Annotated in this window: 15 protein-coding genes and 2 pseudogenes; 15 read left to right on the top strand and 2 right to left on the bottom strand. The window is 45.0% G+C overall.

Annotation, left to right across the window (positions count from 1 at the left end):
* Window positions 1-199: 199 nt before the first annotated feature.
* Entirely contained in the window at window positions 200-664 is a 465-nt protein-coding gene (gene sixA / locus AB4585_RS03815; protein WP_017064097.1) for a phosphohistidine phosphatase SixA, read from the top strand.
* A gap of 111 nt (window positions 665-775) precedes the next feature.
* Here the strand turns inward: sixA and smrB are convergent, their stop codons facing one another.
* A complete protein-coding gene (smrB, locus tag AB4585_RS03810) occupies window positions 776-1306 on the bottom strand; it encodes an endonuclease SmrB (protein WP_017064096.1) in 531 nt (176 codons plus the stop codon).
* A 62-nt stretch (window positions 1307-1368) separates the two neighbouring features.
* On the opposite strand from smrB, the gene prmB reads away from it, so the two are divergent.
* The 12 genes and pseudogenes from prmB to AB4585_RS03750 all read left to right on the top strand — a co-directional run.
* Window positions 1369-2301: a 50S ribosomal protein L3 N(5)-glutamine methyltransferase gene (gene prmB, locus AB4585_RS03805; RefSeq protein WP_017060640.1), complete on the top strand. Its 933-nt coding sequence runs from the start codon at window positions 1369-1371 to the stop codon at window positions 2299-2301.
* Between the two features lie 253 nt (window positions 2302-2554).
* Window positions 2555-3196 carry a LysE family translocator gene (locus AB4585_RS03800; protein ID WP_372155420.1) on the top strand — a complete coding sequence of 214 codons (642 nt, stop codon included), beginning with the start codon at window positions 2555-2557 and terminating at the stop codon, window positions 3194-3196.
* Window positions 3197-3731: 535 nt separating this feature from the next.
* Entirely contained in the window at window positions 3732-5189 is a 1458-nt protein-coding gene (locus AB4585_RS03795; RefSeq protein WP_372169358.1) for a protein adenylyltransferase SelO, read from the top strand.
* Between the two features lie 159 nt (window positions 5190-5348).
* Window positions 5349-6077: a response regulator gene (locus tag AB4585_RS03790; RefSeq protein ID WP_017060637.1), complete on the top strand. Its 729-nt coding sequence runs from the start codon at window positions 5349-5351 to the stop codon at window positions 6075-6077.
* 45 nt (window positions 6078-6122) lie between these two features.
* On the top strand, window positions 6123-7568 hold the full coding sequence (locus tag AB4585_RS03785; RefSeq protein ID WP_372155424.1) for an ATP-binding protein: 1446 nt from the start codon (window positions 6123-6125) through the stop codon (window positions 7566-7568).
* Between the two features lie 111 nt (window positions 7569-7679).
* Window positions 7680-8927, top strand: a complete 1248-nt coding sequence (locus tag AB4585_RS03780; RefSeq protein WP_017066147.1) for an ABC transporter substrate-binding protein — start codon at window positions 7680-7682, stop codon at window positions 8925-8927.
* A 181-nt stretch (window positions 8928-9108) separates the two neighbouring features.
* Window positions 9109-10047 carry a carbohydrate ABC transporter permease gene (locus AB4585_RS03775; protein WP_017060634.1) on the top strand — a complete coding sequence of 313 codons (939 nt, stop codon included), beginning with the start codon at window positions 9109-9111 and terminating at the stop codon, window positions 10045-10047.
* The gene (locus AB4585_RS03770; protein WP_009848502.1) at window positions 10044-10901 is read left to right on the top strand and encodes a carbohydrate ABC transporter permease; all 858 of its coding nucleotides are present in this window, start codon (window positions 10044-10046) and stop codon (window positions 10899-10901) included. Before AB4585_RS03775 ends, AB4585_RS03770 begins: the two co-directional genes overlap by 4 nt.
* A gap of 6 nt (window positions 10902-10907) precedes the next feature.
* The gene (locus tag AB4585_RS03765) at window positions 10908-12020 is read left to right on the top strand and encodes an ABC transporter ATP-binding protein (RefSeq protein WP_017066148.1); all 1113 of its coding nucleotides are present in this window, start codon (window positions 10908-10910) and stop codon (window positions 12018-12020) included.
* 270 nt (window positions 12021-12290) lie between these two features.
* Entirely contained in the window at window positions 12291-13658 is a 1368-nt protein-coding gene (gene hflX / locus AB4585_RS03760) for a GTPase HflX (RefSeq protein WP_136974229.1), read from the top strand.
* Window positions 13659-13801: 143 nt separating this feature from the next.
* Window positions 13802-15109: pseudogene (locus AB4585_RS03755) on the top strand (IS4 family transposase).
* Window positions 15110-15125: 16 nt separating this feature from the next.
* Window positions 15126-15494 (top strand): annotated as a pseudogene (locus AB4585_RS03750) (4'-phosphopantetheinyl transferase superfamily protein); the annotation flags it as partial.
* A 20-nt stretch (window positions 15495-15514) separates the two neighbouring features.
* Here the strand turns inward: AB4585_RS03750 and AB4585_RS03745 are convergent.
* Entirely contained in the window at window positions 15515-15922 is a 408-nt protein-coding gene (locus tag AB4585_RS03745; protein ID WP_016767075.1) for a thioesterase family protein, read from the bottom strand.
* Between the two features lie 356 nt (window positions 15923-16278).
* On the opposite strand from AB4585_RS03745, the gene AB4585_RS03740 reads away from it, so the two are divergent.
* The gene (locus tag AB4585_RS03740) at window positions 16279-17274 is read left to right on the top strand and encodes a TRAP transporter substrate-binding protein (protein WP_004736072.1); all 996 of its coding nucleotides are present in this window, start codon (window positions 16279-16281) and stop codon (window positions 17272-17274) included.
* A 65-nt stretch (window positions 17275-17339) separates the two neighbouring features.
* Entirely contained in the window at window positions 17340-18095 is a 756-nt protein-coding gene (locus tag AB4585_RS03735) for a TRAP transporter small permease (RefSeq protein WP_372169357.1), read from the top strand.
* Window position 18096 lies beyond the last annotated feature (1 nt).

The raw sequence follows: 18096 nt of genomic DNA, 5'->3' as shown, positions 1-18096 counted from the left end.
AATCACTTTTATCGATTTTTATCAGTAATTTATTTTCTTTTAACAAGATTGTTAAGAAAGTCGAACTCTTTGGCAAGTGACTTGATATAATTATTTATATTGACTGCGGTTTCTCTGGATTGAGAGCCAAACCTAAGTAGCGTTTCGCTGATATATGGGATATATCGACTTTCGACATGTTACGAAGACAGGATTGAACATGAAAATATTCATTATGCGCCACGGTGAAGCAGAACATTTTGCCAACTCGGATGCAGAAAGAGCGTTGACCAAGCGCGGGAAAATGGCTTCTCTTGCCGTGGCACAAGCTGCAAATGAGCAGGGGATTAGTCAATTCGATAAAGTGCTGGTGAGCCCATATTTAAGGGCACAAGAAACGTGGTTAGAGATCTCTCAGGCGTTTTCTGGAAAGAAAGTAGAAACCTGTGATGATATTACGCCTTATGGAATGTCCGACGATGTGTTTGATTTGACCTTAGCAATGGCTGAAGTAGAAAAACTAGAGACCATTTTATTTGTTTCTCATTTACCTCTAGTTGGCTACCTAACTGCAGAGTTTGCAACAGGCATGGCGCCGCCTATGTTTCCCACTTCGGGCCTAGCGTGTATCGACTTCAACCTTGAGACACAAAAAGGTGAGTTGCTTTGGAACATCAATCCATAAGCTCGTTGAGCTCTGTTTGATGACAAAGTTGCAGACAATTAGAAAGGGCATCTCAATATGATTGGGATGCCCTTTGTTGTTTTTTGGTGAGAGAGAGTTTGTTAACCAGAATTACTTCTCAGGAACCGAAAGCAAGACTAACAGCGCGCCATTGCCGCCAAACTCTAACGGTGCTTGGTGGAAAGCCATCACGTCTGGGTGCTGTGCTAACCACAAAGGCACCTTCTGTTTAAGGATGTGTTTACCGATACCGTGTTGAACACAGGCACACGCCACGCTCTCTTTCACGCAGTGCGCAATCATCGCGCCAAGCTCACGTTTGGCTTCTTGTTGAGTCATACCATGCATATCGAGATACACGTCAGGCACGTAGACACCACGACGGAGGCGCTTGACCTCATATTTAGAGACATCATCACGCGCATAACGCGTCGGACCGTCTTCGCTAAGATGCGGAATGAACTCATCCGAGAAATAAAACTCGCTATCACTGGCTTGTCTTGCCGTTCGAGTAATTTCTTTTTGCTTGGCATTTCTTTTTGGCTGCTGGACTATGGTATCCTGTTGCAACTTTTTAACGCCCTTTACTGCATCGTTGAACAGGGCGAAATCGTCATCGAAGTCGGTGTCTTTTTTGCTCATCAGGTTATGAATTCTAATTAGAAACGTAATTAGCAGTATTGTAGCGCTTTTCGGAGACAATTTTGGATAAGATTTTTGTAGAAGAAGCGGTATCAGAACTACACACGCTTCAAGATGTGATTCGTTGGACTGTTAGCCGCTTTAACGCAGCGGGCCTATTTTATGGTCACGGCACTGATAACGCGTGGGATGAGGCAGTACAACTTATCTTACCTACTCTTTATCTGCCGATTGATGTTCCTTCGCATGTGATGAACTCTCGTCTAACGAGCAGCGAACGTCTACGTATTGTTGAGCGCGTAATCAAGCGTATTAATGATCGTACACCAACGGCTTACCTAACCAACAAAGCTTGGTTCTGTGGTCTTGAGTTCTTCGTTGATGAGCGCGTTCTTGTGCCTCGTTCTCCAATTGGTGAGCTGATCGAAGCTCAATTCCAACCTTGGTTAACTGAAGAGCCAACTCGCATCATGGATATGTGTACGGGTAGTGGTTGTATCGCTATTGCTTGTGCTCACGCATTCCCAGACGCTGAAGTAGATGCGATTGATATCTCTACTGACGCATTGCAAGTTGCAGAGCAGAACGTTCAAGATCACGGCATGGAGCAGCAAGTGTTCCCAATCCGTTCAGATCTTTTCCGTGATTTGCCAAAAGAGAAATACAACCTGATCGTATCTAACCCACCTTACGTGGACGAAGAAGATATGAACAGCCTGCCAGATGAGTTTACTCACGAGCCAGAACTTGGCCTAGCAGCGGGTACAGACGGTCTGAAATTGGTTCGTCGCATCTTAGCTAATGCACCAGACTACCTAACTGACGACGGTATTCTTATCTGTGAAGTTGGTAACTCAATGGTTCATATGATGGATCAGTACCCAGAGATTCCATTCACTTGGATTGAATTCTCTAACGGTGGTCATGGCGTATTCATGATCACTCGTGAGCAGCTTGTTGCTTGCGCTGATGAGTTCTCTATCTACAAAGACTAGGTTTCAATTATTAGGTTAGTGCCCCTATCTTAGGGCTGTAAGCTTAGAACCTGACATCTAGTAAGGCGTTCGATTTGAAACGTTTTTATTTAAACGCCATGCAGCAATGCATGGCGTTTTTTATTGCCTAGATTAAAGATGTTTGCATTTATATCGAAGACGTTAAGCGCAATATTTAGTTGATTAATATGAGGGCTTATTACATATTGGTGTTTAATATTTAGTCGTTTTAGTGAGTTAAGGAGGATTCACGATGAGCTTTGATACATGGATTTATTATTTATTAGCGGTGCTAATTTTAACGGCATCACCAGGCCCAAGTTCTTTATTGTGCATGACCAAAGGTGTGCAATCTGGCTTTAAATTATCGATATTTACTGCCTTGGGGAGCTTAACTGCGATTACTGGTATTTTAACTTTATCGTTTACCGGGCTAGGGGTAATTATTGCTTCGTCTGAAGTGGTATTTAATGTCATAAAATGGACTGGTGCAGCTTATCTGATCTTCCTCGGCTGGAAGTCTCTGCGCTCTAGCCAACAAGATTATGACAACCTATCGAATCAACAAAGCGGTGCTCAATCTGTCAAAGAAAGTGCTGCGCAGCATTACTTAAGTGGCTTTATTGTTGGCGCAAGTAACCCCAAAGCTATCCTGTTTTTTACCGCACTTTTCCCACAGTTTATTGATCCCTCAATTGCGCTATTACCACAGTTTACCGTGTTTGCTTTGACCTTCGCAGTGATGGAATTGTCTTGGTTACTGGTGTATGCCTACTTGGGGGCGAAGTCGTCAAATTGGTTGTTTGCGAAAGGCCGAGCTAAGGTATTTAATCGTGTCACTGGAGGTGTCTTTATTGGGGCTGGTGCACTGCTTTCGACGACCAGTCGAGCATAACTTTCTGTTTTATCAGAGAGGTGAATTATTACAGAATATTCTTGGTGTTGTCATAAAATGTTAATATTAATGTGCTTGCTGCTTTTGGCGAAAAGCCGATATATTGTAGTTACACCATCACGTTCTCAAGGAGAGACATATGCAGCATCAAGAAATGATTCAACACAGTAACTTTGGCGTAATCAGTCGTACTTGGATTTTCTCTACCCTTTCTCTAGTGGGTATTCTTGCTCTAATGTAGTCAGCTTCATGGCTCTATAGTTTTAGTTTTTATTATGAAATCACTTGTTAAAAAGTCTTCAAAGTCAGAACTCTTTCTCTTATAAATGTGGCTTTTCTCATCAGGCTAGCCACTTAACTTTTTCTTAGTCACCTTCTTTTAGCAAGCTTCCCCTAGTCATTTACTCCTAGTCGCCACTTTCTTCCTGTGGAATGGTTTATCACCTTACCTCTATAAACAAGCGCCATCGCACTTCTGAAGTTGTTACGAAACTGTGATAATCTTAAGTTATCTTTTATCTACAGTGTATCTCTCATGTCTGTCTGGGATTCTATTTCATTTAACAATCGATTTACTGCATTACCTCGACTGTTCTATACCCCAATTCAACCTACACCGCTCAGCGATGTCCAATGGCTCGCATGGAACCATAAGCTTGCGGATGAACTCGGCTTTCCGTCATTTGATGATGCTTCCGAGGAATTGCTTGAAACGTTATCTGGCAATGTTGAACCTGAACAGTTTGCGCCTGTAGCAATGAAATACGCAGGCCACCAGTTTGGTTCTTATAATCCGGATTTAGGTGATGGAAGAGGGCTGTTATTAGCTCAAGTTGTCGCGAAAAGTGGCGAAACGTTCGATTTACACCTCAAAGGTGCAGGTAAAACGCCTTATTCTCGTATGGGGGATGGACGCGCTGTTATTCGATCAACGGTTCGTGAGTACTTATGTAGCGAAGCAATGGCGGGGCTTAATATCCCAACCACACGTGCATTAGCCATGATGACCAGTGACACGCCAGTTTATCGTGAGAAACAAGAGTGGGGCGCATTGTTGGTGCGTGCTGCTGAATCCCACATTCGTTTTGGTCACTTTGAACATCTGTTTTATACCAATCAGTTGGCAGAACATAAATTACTGGCTGATAAAGTCATCGAATGGCACTTCCCGAAATGCCTTGATCAAGAAAAGCCCTACGCTGCCATGTTTAATGAGATTGTCGATCGCACTGCGGAAATGGTCGCGTTGTGGCAAGCGAATGGTTTTGCTCATGGCGTGATGAACACCGATAACATGTCGATCATCGGGCAAACATTCGATTACGGCCCATTCGCCTTCCTTGACGAATACGACCCTCGCTTGATCTGTAATCACTCTGATTACCAAGGTCGTTACGCATTCAACCAGCAACCGAGAATAGGTTTATGGAACCTGTCGGCACTGGCTCACTCACTTTCTCCGCTGGTGGATAAGGCCGACTTAGAGGCGGCTTTAGAGCAGTACGAACCGCAAATGAACGGTTACTTTAGTCAGATGATGCGTCGTAAGTTGGGGCTACTTTCGAAACAAGAAGGCGACAGTCGTTTGTTCGAATCTATGTTCGAGCTGATGTCGCAAAACAAAGTCGACTACCCAAGATTTTTTAGAACGTTGTCGAATTTGGATACCTTGCAGCCGCAAGAAGTGATTGATTTGGTTATCGACCGAGAGGCAGCAAAGCTGTGGGTAGATAACTACTTACAACGCTGTGAATTGGAAGATAGCTCAGTGATCGAGCGCTGCGAAAATATGAGACAGGTAAACCCGAAATACATCCTCAGAAACTACCTAGCTCAGCTAGCGATAGACAAAGCAGAGCGCGGTGATAGCAGCGATATTGACGCTTTGATGGTGGTACTGGCAGACCCTTATGCGGAACACCCGGATTATGAATACCTTGCGGCTCTACCTCCTGAGTGGGGTAAAGCCATGGAGATCAGCTGCTCTTCATAACCAACCAATAGCGGATTAAGCCCTAAAGATTCAGATAGAGGTCACTAAGTTGTGATCTTTATCTGTTTGTTCTTCTAACTTTACAAACATGTCAATAATCAAACAATCGGCCAGCCTATACACTATGTGAATAAGTTGTAAATTTAATAGGTTTGGGCGATGCCAACAAATACTCGAATTCTCGTGGTGGATGATGATCAAGAAATCCGCGAGCTGCTGGAAGAGTACCTCACAAAATCTGGTTTCGATGTTTCTTCTGTGGGAGATGGTGTTGAACTAGAAGCTCATCTGCAAAACCAAGGTTATCCAGATCTGATTCTGCTTGATGTGATGCTACCCGGTGACGATGGTTTTACCTTGTGTCAACGCGTCCGTAAGCAATCGAATGTGCCTATCATCATGCTGACTGCCGTATCGGATGAAACCGACCAAATTATCGGCTTAGAAATTGGTGCTGATGATTACATTGCCAAGCCGTTTAGCCCTCGTCAGTTAATGGCGCGTATCAAAGCGTTGTTGCGCCGCGTTCAAGTGGTGGATGACAAGACAAGTGATGCATTGCCAAAACAGATTGTTTTTGGTGATTGGACGCTTGATACGTTAGCGCATCGAATTTCCCACAATGAAAACTCGGAAGAGATGGATTTGTCGGGCAGTGATTTTTCTCTGTTGATGTTGTTCTTAACTCGCCCTAACGAAGTTCTCGACCGTGACACTATCTCATTCGCGACCAGAGGCCGTGAAGCGTTGCCTTTTGAGCGAGGCATTGATGTGCAGCTTAGTCGTCTGAGAAGCCGATTGGGCGACAGTGGCAAGTATCCTCACTACATCAAAACCATGCGCGGTAATGGCTATATCCTCGCTGTGCCTGTTCAGTATGAACACTGATAATCAAGTGATGTTAATGAGCACCTCGGCAATGAAGTATTTCCTATGAACGGGTTGAGTCGGTTAAAGCCAAACTCTTTGGTTGCCAGAACATTGTTACTGACCTTGTTAGCTGTGGTGATAGCTCAAGGTATCGCAACGTCTATTTGGTATAGCGAATCCAAACACAAAGAGCTAGAAGGGATTCGTTCTGCCTCTTCAAGCATGGCCAATATGTTTGCCTCGACGGTGACTTTCTTCCAGTCTCTGCCCGTTAAATATCGCCATATCGTGTTGGATCAAATCCGCAATATGGGCGGTACGCGCTTCTTCGTTTCTTTCAATAAAGAGGCGTTGATTGTCGAACCGATCCCTGATACCCGTTTAAAAACCGCCTCGATTGAAGCGATAGAAAGTGTTTTGAGTAGCAAGCTCAATAAAGTCGAATCAGTGCGGGTTGATTTCTCTCGCCCTGAACATCTTCGTTTGCTTAAAAATGACATCTACTTGAGCGATCTCCCACGATCGTGGGCACATCATACTTTAACCTTAGAACCTCTTAACCCTCCTATTCTGGTTGTTCAGATAGAATTAGCCAGTCATGAATGGGTGTATATCGCCGCGTTGTTGCCTGCGCCTTACGTCAAACTCGACGATACGATTCTCGGCAGAGAACAGGTGATCTTCTTAGTTTCCTCGACCCTCATTCTTTTGGTTTTGACTTACTTGATGATTCGTCGGCAAGTACGCCCTCTTAAAAAATTAGCAAGAGCGGCCAATGAGATGAGTATGGATATTCAGCAGCCGCCACTTAACGAAGAGGGGGCTACTGAGCTGGTGACGGCGACCCGAGCGTTTAATCGAATGCAGCAACGGATTCGTCGCTATGTTGCCGACCGTGAGCACCTTTTCTCTGCAATCTCACATGATTTAAAGACACCAATAACACGGCTTAGACTACGAGCCGAGCTATTGGAAAGCGAAGTAAAGAAAGACAAGTTCAATAAGGATTTGGATGAGCTTGAGATGATGGTTAAGGGCGCTTTACAAGCGGTAAGAGATACCGACCTTCACGAAAACAACGCCATTATCGACCTCAATGAGATGATGCTCTCCGTGATTGAACTGCACAACCAACATCAAACCTTGGTTGAGTTTGAGCCCATTGTGGTTGACCCGTTAGTCGGCAAACCATTAGCCATTAAACGTGTGCTGACCAATCTTATCGACAACGCTGTGAAATATGGGACATCAGCTGAAGTCGATATTAACAGTGATTCGGTGTGGGTTATCGTGACTATTCAAGATCACGGAAAAGGTATTCCTGAAGACAAGTTAGAGTTGGTGTTTGAACCTTACTTCAGGCTCGCCACTGACGACCAAGGACACGGTTTAGGGCTTGGAATCTGTCGAAACATCCTACACGGACACGGCGGAGATCTCATTATTCGTAACTCCCCTCAAGGCGGCTTAGAAGCTAAAGTCTATATTCCACGCGGCCTAGAAGTTTAATGTAACAATTGTGTTACATTGAGCTTACCTTTTGTTTCAATCTTACAAATCAGAATAAGTAGACTCTGTATTGAACCGGACGTCGAGTCCGCTAAAACATGGAAGATAATAATGAAAATCAATAAAACCCTACTTACTCTATCTCTTCTTGCTGCCTCAACATTTTCTCAAGCTGGTGAAGTGGAAGTGCTTCACTGGTGGACTGCCGGTGGCGAAGCGAAATCCGCAGCTGTACTGAAAGAGATGATTGAAGAACAAGGCCATACTTGGAAAGATTTCGCTGTTGCTGGTGGCGGCGGTGAAAGTGCGATGACTGTTTTGAAAACTCGAGCAGTGTCGGGCAATCCTCCATCTGCGGCGCAGATTAAAGGTCATGATATTCAAGAGTGGGGTGGTTTAGGTTTTCTAACGTCTCTCGATGCAACTGCGAAACAAGAAAAATGGGATGAGCTACTGCCAGAAGTGGTCACTAAAGTGATGAAGTGGGATGGCGAATATGTCGCAGTTCCTGTCAACGTTCACCGTGTTAACTGGCTTTGGGCGAACCCTGTTGTTTTAGAAAAATCAGGCGTGACGGTTCCAACTACGTTAGATGAGTTCTTTGTTGCCGCAGACAAGATTAAAGCGGCTGGCTTCATTCCACTGGCTCACGGTGGTCAACCTTGGCAAGACGCGACGGTATTCGAAGCGGTGGCACTTGATGTGCTAGGCAGTGAAGACTACAACAAAGCGTTCGTTGACCTGGATATGGACGTGTTGTCTGGTGACAAAATGGTGGAAGTATTCACCAAGTTCAAAAAGATGCGTGATTACATCGACAGCAACTCTCCGGGTCGTGATTGGAACGTAGCAACTTCGATGGTTATCAATGGCGAAGCGGCAATGCAGATCATGGGTGACTGGGCGAAAGGTGAATTTACTGCGGCAGGCAAAGTACCGGGTAAAGATTACATCTGTGCACCAGCACCGGGCACTGATGGCCAATTCACTTTCAACATCGATAGCTTTGCGTTCTTTGAGCTGAGTGACAAAGAGAACCAAAAAGCGCAGCAAGACCTAGCGAAAACCATTCTTACCAAAGATTTCCAAGAAGTCTTCAACCTTAACAAGGGTTCTATCCCTGTACGTCTAGATATGGACATGTCTAAGTTCGACCAATGTGCGTTGGATTCAATGGCAACCTTCAAAGCGAGTGCGAAATCTGGCGATCTTGTTCCGAGTATGGCTCACGGCCTAGCGACAACAAGCTACGCTCAAGGCGCGATTTACGACGTGGTAACCAACTTCTTCAACGAAAAAGATGCCGATCCAAAACAAGCGGCGGCTAAGTTAGCGAAAGCTGTGAAAGCGGCTATCTAATCTAACTTGATAAGCGACACACAACGCACGTGAGTGACGGGTTGTGTTGCTTTACCAAACCCCCAGGGTGGGTAGGCTCGTAGGGAGTCTATCTACTCTTCACTCCCAATTCTGATATGCGTGATGCTGATGTGGTGCCGAAAGGTAAGCCATTGGCTCGATTGTGCAACAAGGATAAGTTATGGAGCATGTTTTGACTGAGTCGACTCCAAAACCCACAAGGAGCCAGCCTGCGCCCAAGCCTAGCTTTGCTGACAGGTTGCAACATTGGTTACCCAAGATTGTACTGGCGCCGACCGCGTTAGTGACCGTGGTGTGTATCTACGGCTATATATTCTGGACGGCGGCGCTGTCGTTTACGAATTCTCGATTTTTACCGAGCTTCAACTTTGTTGGTTTAGCTCAATATGAAAAGCTGATGGACAACGATCGCTGGATCACCTCAATCACCAACCTCGGTGTGTTTGGTTTTCTGTTCATGGCGATTGCTATCTTGTTGGGTGTGGGTTTGGCGGTATTGCTTGACCAGAACATCCGTCAAGAAGGCGCGATTCGTACCATTTATTTATACCCAATGGCCTTGTCATTCATCGTGACGGGTACCGCTTGGAAATGGATTCTCAATCCGGGTCTTGGCATTGAAAAACTGATGCAAGATTGGGGCTTTACCGACTTCAAATTCGATTGGTTAGTCGACTCTGAAATGTCGGTCTATACCTTGGTTATCGCAGCACTTTGGCAGTCGTCAGGCTTCGTGATGGCGATGTTCTTAGCCGGCCTTCGTGGCATTGATTCTTCAATCATCAAAGCGGCTCAAATTGATGGGGCAAGCTTACCCACTATTTATCTGAAAATCATTCTACCTTGCTTGCGCCCTGTGGTTTTCAGCGCGGTGATCATCACCTCACACATTGCGATTAAGAGTTTCGACCTTGTGACCGCGATGACAGCGGGTGGCCCAGGTTATTCATCGGATCTTCCTGCGTTATTCATGTACGCACACTCATTTACGCGTGGACAAATCGGCCTTGGTGCTGCCAGTGCCATGATGATGCTTGCTGGTATCTTAGCGATTCTCGTGCCTTATCTTTACTCTGAACTTAGGGAGAAAAAGTCATGATGAATAACATCAATTTTGCTCGAATCTTTATTTATTCAGCACTGCTTTTCTTCTGCTTGGTGTATCTAATGCCATTGTTTGTCATGGCGCTGACCTCATTCAAAACTCTGCCAGACATCAAGGCAGGTAACTTGATGAGCTTACCGAAAGAGTGGGTGTTTGATGCTTGGTATAAAGCGTGGGACACCGCCTGTACGGGCGTGAAATGTGAAGGCATCAAAGGCTACTTCTGGAACTCGTTCCAAATGGTGATTCCTGCGGTTGCGATTTCAACATTGCTCGGTGCATTCAATGGTTATGTAGTGACGAAATGGCAATTCCGAGGCTCGAATCTGTTCTTCAGCTTACTGTTGTTTGGTTGCTTCATTCCGTTCCAAGTGGTGCTACTACCAATGGCAACCATGCTCGGCAAGATGGGGCTAGCGAACACAACCATCGGCTTGGTGATTGTGCACGTTATCTACGGCATGGCGTTTACAACTCTGTTTTTCCGTAACTTCTACATCTCGATTCCGGATGAATTGATCAAAGCAGCAAAACTGGATGGTGCAGGCTTCTTTACCATTTTCTTCAAGATCTTATTACCGATCTCTACGCCTATCATCATGGTGACGGTGATCTGGCAGTTCACCGCAATCTGGAACGATTTCTTGTTCGGGGTGGTGTATTCCGGCTCAGAGACTCAGCCAATCACCGTAGCATTAAATAACTTAGTCAACACCAGCACGGGCGTTAAAGAATACAACGTTGATATGGCTGCCGCGATCATCGCCGCGCTGCCAACGCTGTTGGTGTATGTCTTCGCAGGAAAATATTTTGTTCGTGGCCTAACGGCAGGATCAGTAAAAGGATAATTACCCATGGCAACATTAGATTTAAAACAGATCCGTAAAACCTATCGCAACGCGGACAACGAAACGTTAAAGGGCATCGACATCAGTATCGATTCGGGGGAGTTCTTGATACTTGTCGGCCCTTCGGGGTGTGGAAAATCCACCCTAATGAACACCATTGCTGGGCTAGAAAATATTAGCTCGGGTGAAATCGTGATTGATGGTGTTGACGTGGCCCAGGTTGAACCTAAAGACCGCGACATCGCGATGGTATTCCAGTCGTACGCACTTTACCCAAACATGACGGTACGCGGCAATATCGCCTTCGGCTTGAAGATCCGCAAGATGCCACAAGACGAAATCGACGCAGAAGTGAATCGCGTCGCTGAAATGCTACAAATCGAACAACTGCTTGATCGTAAACCATCGCAGCTATCTGGTGGTCAGCGTCAACGTGTCGCTATGGGGCGCGCTTTGGCGCGTCGTCCTAAGCTGTATCTGTTCGATGAGCCGCTTTCTAACTTGGATGCCAAGCTACGTGTCGAGATGCGACACCAGATCAAACGTCTGCACCAAAAGCTGAACACCACCATTGTCTACGTGACCCATGACCAAATCGAGGCGATGACCTTGGCTGACCGTATTGCGGTGATGAAAGATGGTGAACTGCAGCAACTCGGTACGCCGCAAGAGATCTACACCAAGCCAAATAACATGTTCGTGGCGGGCTTTATGGGTTCACCATCTATGAACTTCATTAAGACCATGGTGGATTTGGATGATGAGCAGAATCCGATCATCAAAGTAACGGGTACAGCTGAGCAAGAGCACCACATTCGATTACCACAAAGCATGCGTGAGCAAGATGGCAAAGAAGTGGTGATTGGCCTGCGCCCTGAACATATTACCGAGCAGGAAAGTGAAGATGTGTCGGCAACGACCAAGCTAGACTTGCAGTTAGAAGTGCTAGAACCAACAGGGCCAGATACGATTGCGATGGTGAAAGTGAACGACCAAGAAGTGGCATGTCGCTTGTCGCCAGAATTTGAAGTGTCAGTTGGGCAAATGGCGCCGCTGCATTTTGACTTATCAAAGGCGGTATTCTTTGATGCTCAGACTGAAGCGAGAATTGATTTTTAGTTTTTGAGACAGTAGCTCAATGAGAGTCTAAGCTTAAGCAAAGGCAGTATCACTAATTACTAATAAGTAACGTGATGCTGTCTTTTTTGTTGTTTTAGCCTGTTTTATTTCCTCACGAAAACAGAGGGATAAACGAGATAAATGGATTAACTGCAATAATATCGCCAAATAGCCTCCGTTAGCTCTATAAAGCTGACCGAGAACAGCGTAGGATCGCGCTACTTTAGACCAAATACTAGGTTGCACATTAGTGCATAAACAGAAGAATACATGAAACTAACAGCAAAACCCTCAGCTAGTAACGCTTTACTTATTTCTATTACGACACCGGACTTCAAAGGTGACGAAGCAAAAGAGTCTCTTGCCGAACTTGCTCGCTTAGTAACAACCCTAGGGTTTAAAGTGGTCGGTACACAATCACAGCACCACAGTTCAACACAACGACAAAACGTGTTGGGCGCAGGTAAGCTTGCAGAAATTGCACACCTCACCGGTTACCAAGGTTCGATTGAAGAAGCAGAAGATGAAGATTTTATCGATGAATCTTTTGATTTTCGCGCTAGTATCGATGAATTAGATTTTGATGATCTTCCATCTGAAGATGTGGAGTTTGGTACTGCTGACGTAGTGGTATTCGACTGTGATTTGAGCCCATCTCAACTGCGTAATGTAGAAGCGCACTTGGGTGTCGAGGTATTTGACCGTACTGGTATCATCATCGAGATCTTTAGCCGCCATGCTCGTACTCGTACCGCACGTCTGCAAGTTGAAATCGCTCGCCTAAACTACTTAGTGCCTCGACTGCGTGAAACAGCCGACGGTGATAAAGAGCGTCAAATGGGTCAGGGTGCTGGTGAAACTTCATTAGAGCTAGACCGCCGTAAAGTACGTGACCAAATTGCTGCGCTTAAACGTGAGCTGGTTAGCGTACAGGACGAAATGAAGAACCGACGCACTCAGCGTTCGGAGCTTTTCACTGTTGCTCTGGTTGGCTACACCAACGCGGGTAAATCTTCGATGATGCGCGCTATGACCGCAACCGAAGTGAGCGGTGAAGATAAGCTATTCGCGACCTTAGATACCACGGTTCGTGCACTTCAGCCGATCACTCAGCCGCGTATCTTAGTGTCAGATACGGTGGGTTTCATCAAGAAACTGCCACACGATCTGGTTGCTTCATTCCACTCAACACTAGCAGAAGCGCATGATGCTTCATTGCTGCTTTATGTGGTTGATGCTTCTGATGTTTCATTCCGCGCACAGCTTGATGTGGTACACGAAGTATTAGCGCAAGTGGGCGTTGAAGGCAGCGAAAAACTATTGGTACTGAACAAGTGCGATAGATTGAGCGAAGAAGAACAGTTAGAGCTGATTGAAGAATTCCCAGATGCAATGCTGACCTCGACTCGTGACCCGCTCGATATCACCAAACTACACAAGTACATTGTGGGTGTGGCTGAACAAGGCATGATCGAAGAAGAGATCACGATTCCTTATTCTGGACAAGGCATTATCGGTGAGATTCGCTCAAACATGAGTGTGGTGAAGGAAGAATACGACTACGAATGCATCAAGCTTACTGTACGCTCAAGTGCAATTGATTTAGCGCGCTTGAAAAAGCGTATGCAGAAGTCTTGATCGTCTATCTAGTTTAGATAAGAACGTCCAAAGAAAAGTCGACCACGAGGTCTAATGCCGATCAGTTAAAGCCAAAGCGATCGGTTGAAGGATCCTTCAGAGCTGTCAAAATCCAAGTGTATTTAATGCACTTGGATTTTTTTATGGATGTTTTTCAAGCTCTAAACATAATTAATGATTGGAAACCTAGCAGCGTTGAGACTTTGTCTGACTTGCTTCCAATTGAACTCATTGACGAAGCCTATTCTCTTACTGATACTGTCACGATGAGAAAGAGGTAATTAACTTTAGAATCCATGGTGTGGCTGCTTGTTGGAATGGCTATCTATAACAGTAAATCCATGAAAGATTTAGTGAACCAACTTGATATTGTCGACCGTACAGGTAAAGCTTTTGTCGCACCGAGTGCGTTAACTCAACGTCGAAAGACGTTGGGTGAAGACGCAATTAAAGCGGTCTTTGAGCGAATGACTACGTCATGGTTAAACAGTGCAAAGTTACCCCAATGGAATGGATTAACGCTGCTTGGCGTCGATGGCGTTGTTTGGCGAACGCCCGATAACCCGCAAAATGAAAAGGCATTTTCTCGACAAAAAGGGACGCAATATCCGCAAGTGAGAATGGTCTGCCAAATGGAACTAAGCAGTCACATTATTACGGCCAGTGCATTTGATAATTACAATACAAACGAAATGATATTAGCTGAAAAACTGATAGAAACAACACCAAACCATAGCGTAACAATGTTCGATAAGGGGTTCTATTCTTTAGGTTTATTACATAAATGGCAAGACTCTGGCTCAGAGCGCCATTGGCTTATCCCCCTCAAGAAAAATACACAATATGACATTGTTCAATCTTTAGGGCGAAATGACAAACTTGTTCAATTACACAGTAATCCAAGAGCTAGAAAGCTATGGCCTGATTTACCAAAGTCGATAACCGCTCGACTTGTCACTCGTAAAATTAAAGGAAAAGACTACCAAGTATTAACCTCCATGACGGACTCCCTGCGTTACCCATCAAAAGATATTGCAGGCCTTTATGAGCATCGTTGGGAAATAGAGCTGGGCTACCGAGAGCAAAAACAATACATGCTTGGAAACCGTCTTACGCTGCGAAGTCGTTTACCAGAGCTGGTCAAGCAGGAGTTATGGGGCATCTTGCTTACTTACAATTTAATCCGATATCAGATGGTCGAGCTCTGCTTCAATTTAAAGGGAAATTACCTTCCTTATCAACTGAGTTTTAACGGCACGTTAGCTCATGTATCAGCGTTACTTGTAGGCTTACCTTATTCAACACCAGGCGCAATACCTCGTCAGCTAAAGGGGTTCCACAACATGGCTGAAAGCTTAATACTTGAAGGGCGAAGGGAAAGGACATTCCCTAGAAGAGTTAAACCCAGACCACAACGGTATGCTAAGAACAAAAATGCCGTTCACTCTTAAGTGAACGGCATTACTGCAGAGAGAGCGTTTTTTCGATCTTTGGGCGCTGAAGGAGTCGTATATCAAAGCGACAGGCAAGGGGCTAGCCACATCGTTGCGAAGCTTCTCGTTCGATTTCTCTAATTTGACCAAGCGAACATTTTTGACCAAGCAAGTAGTGGAACTCAGTTCGTCAGGCTTTCAATCAGGCTTGTATCGCGAAATCAGGCTACATAGCGGGATTGGGTTGAATTTGGATTCTGCTCAACAAGACGATAGTTCTACAGATTGGCAGTGTTGCTTAGGGCGGCTGGATGAACAGTATCGCTTTGCGGTGACGCTTGGTGGAAATTTGCTACCCATGCAGATAGAGATGAGAACCTTTTCGTTGTCTCATCTCTTTTAAGCTAGTTTGGTGAGACGAAGTTAGCTCGTTTCGCCAAGCATCGCTTTTAATACTTCAGCAGGTACGGGCTGCAGTTGCTTGTCTTTATCTAGGCAAACCATTTCGATATCACCAATCACCGCAGGCTTAGTTGCATCTTTGCGCCACACTTCTTGTCGCCATAGCGTTTTGTATTTTCCATCGAGTTCAAAAGAGGTTCGGATGTCGCAGATCTCAGCGAACTCAACTCCATCTTGAAAAGTCATGTTGGCTTTATAGACCGCAAAACCTAATCCTTGCTCATTCCACAATTCTGCCAGTTTATCGCTACCCAAGACATGTTCGCGCGCACGCTCGAAGTATTTAAGAAAGTTCGGGTGATAAACCACACCTGAGTGATCGGTATCTTCATAGTAAATTTGTACTGGGTGATGGTAGATCTGACTCATTGGTATCAACTCTTGTTAAGTAGTGAAGTGGTAAATCTGGCTAAGTTGTGCAGCACTTTACAGGATAGGTTGAAATTACTTCAAGGCATCATAGCCAAACTCGCTTTTGGTCAGACCTCATTTGGCCTAATTCATTACTAATACGTTGGTCAACTCCCACCCATTTACAAATATTCTATGTGTCATTTCCCACCCATTGATTTTTGCAGCGAGTTGGTGATTGCAGCAGGCAGATATCATGAAGCCTTATGGTTAAAGGGTTGTTAATGATTTGTGTCAATGTGGCGCGCTAATTGCCTTAGTGAAAGCACGCAGTTCCCATTGAAGGGCTGTTTTGTTTACTAAGGAGAATAATAATGTTTAAGCCTCTTACCCTGCTGTCTGTCTCTGCTCTGGCGCTCACAAGTTTTAATGCTGCTGCAAACTGTGATCCAGGTGAAATCGTGATTAAATTCAGTCATGTAACCAATACCGATAAGCACCCGAAAGGCATTGCCGCTTCTTTACTGGAAGAGCGAGTAAACACGGAAATGAATGGCAAAGCTTGTATGCAAGTTTTCCCTAACTCAACACTTTACGATGATAATAAGGTACTGGAAGCCCTGTTAAATGGTGATGTTCAAATGGCGGCGCCATCGTTGTCAAAATTTGAGAAGTTCACTAAGAAATACCGCATTTTTGACCTTCCTTTCCTATTTGAAGACGTAGAAGCCGTTGACCGTTTCCAAAACTCAGAATCTGGCGAAAAACTGAAGAATGCGATGAAGCGTCGTGGCCTTCAAGGTCTAGCGTTTTGGCACAATGGCATGAAACAGATGTCGGCGAATAAGCCTCTTATCAACCCTGAAGACGCGGAAGGTTTGAAATTCCGTGTTCAAGCATCGGATGTATTGGTGGCTCAGTTTGAACAACTAGGCGCTAACCCACAGAAGATGTCTTTCAAAGAAGTTTACGGCGGCCTGCAAACTAAGGTTATCGATGGTCAAGAGAACACATGGTCAAACATCTACGGTAAGAAGTTCTTTGAAGTACAAGACGGCGTAACTGAAACCAATCACGGTATCTTGGATTACCTAGTGGTAACGTCAAACGACTTCTGGAAAGACCTACCTGAAGATGTACGTACACAGCTTGGCACTATCGTTCAAGAAGTCTCTGAAACACGTAATGCAGAATCTTCAAAAGTTAACCTAGCGAACAAAAATAACATCATCGAAGCCGGTGGTGAGGTTCGTACACTTACGCCTGAACAGCGTGAAGCATGGGTAGCTGCACTTCAACCAGTATGGAAGAAGTTTGAAAAAGACATCGGTTCAGACCTTATCGATGCAGCGTTAGCTTCAAACCAATAACACCGCTAAGGGAGTGGCGCGCATTTCGCCACTCCTTATTAAAATAACTATAAGCGGAGTCAATTATGGATAATCCTCAAATGGAACAACCAAATTCTAGCGAATCAGCACTGGAAACCTCTCTTTTTTCCAAAGTCGGAAGAGTTACGGATGTGATTGAAGAGTCATTAATCGCATTTTTCCTCGGCGCAATGACGCTACTTACTTTTGCTAATGTGGTATTCAGATACGCATTCAATGGCAATATCTTGTGGGCACTAGAACTGACTGTGTTCATGTTCGCTTGGATGGTGTTAGTGGGCGCATCTTATGGCGTTAAAAAACACTTCCACATTGGTGTTGATGTGATCATCAACCTTGCCCCAGAAAAGCTACGTAAAGTGTATGCGTTGATTGCCGTTACAAGCTGCCTGGCCTTTTCAATTCTACTTCTTATCGGTTCTTGGAATTATTGGTACCCATTCGCGACCGATCGCGCATGGTACGAGACCGACGATATTCCAATGCCAGAGATGCTTCAGTTTCTTGCTGACTGGCTGAATGAAGGCGAGCGATACGAGAAACTGCCACGTTTTATTCCTTATATGGCGCTGCCGATTGGTATGGCAATGCTAACGTTCCGTTTTGCTCAAGTTGCTTACCAAGTCGTAACAGGCAAGCTTGACCGCATGATTGCAGGACACGAAGCCGAAGAAGAGCTGGATGCGTTGAAAGCAGACGTGCTAGCGGGCTCTGACGAAGATGCGACAGCGGTATTGAATTCGACTCCGCAGAACAAAGCGAATGAGTCGAGTACAAAATCTAACGGTAAGGAAGACTAAT

The organism is Vibrio sp. 10N.222.49.C9 (assembly GCF_041474985.1).
GTDB classification, from domain to species: domain Bacteria; phylum Pseudomonadota; class Gammaproteobacteria; order Enterobacterales; family Vibrionaceae; genus Vibrio; species Vibrio crassostreae_C.
The sequence above is the reverse complement of the archived record's forward strand: the minus strand, read 5'-3'. Positions and strand labels throughout refer to the sequence as shown.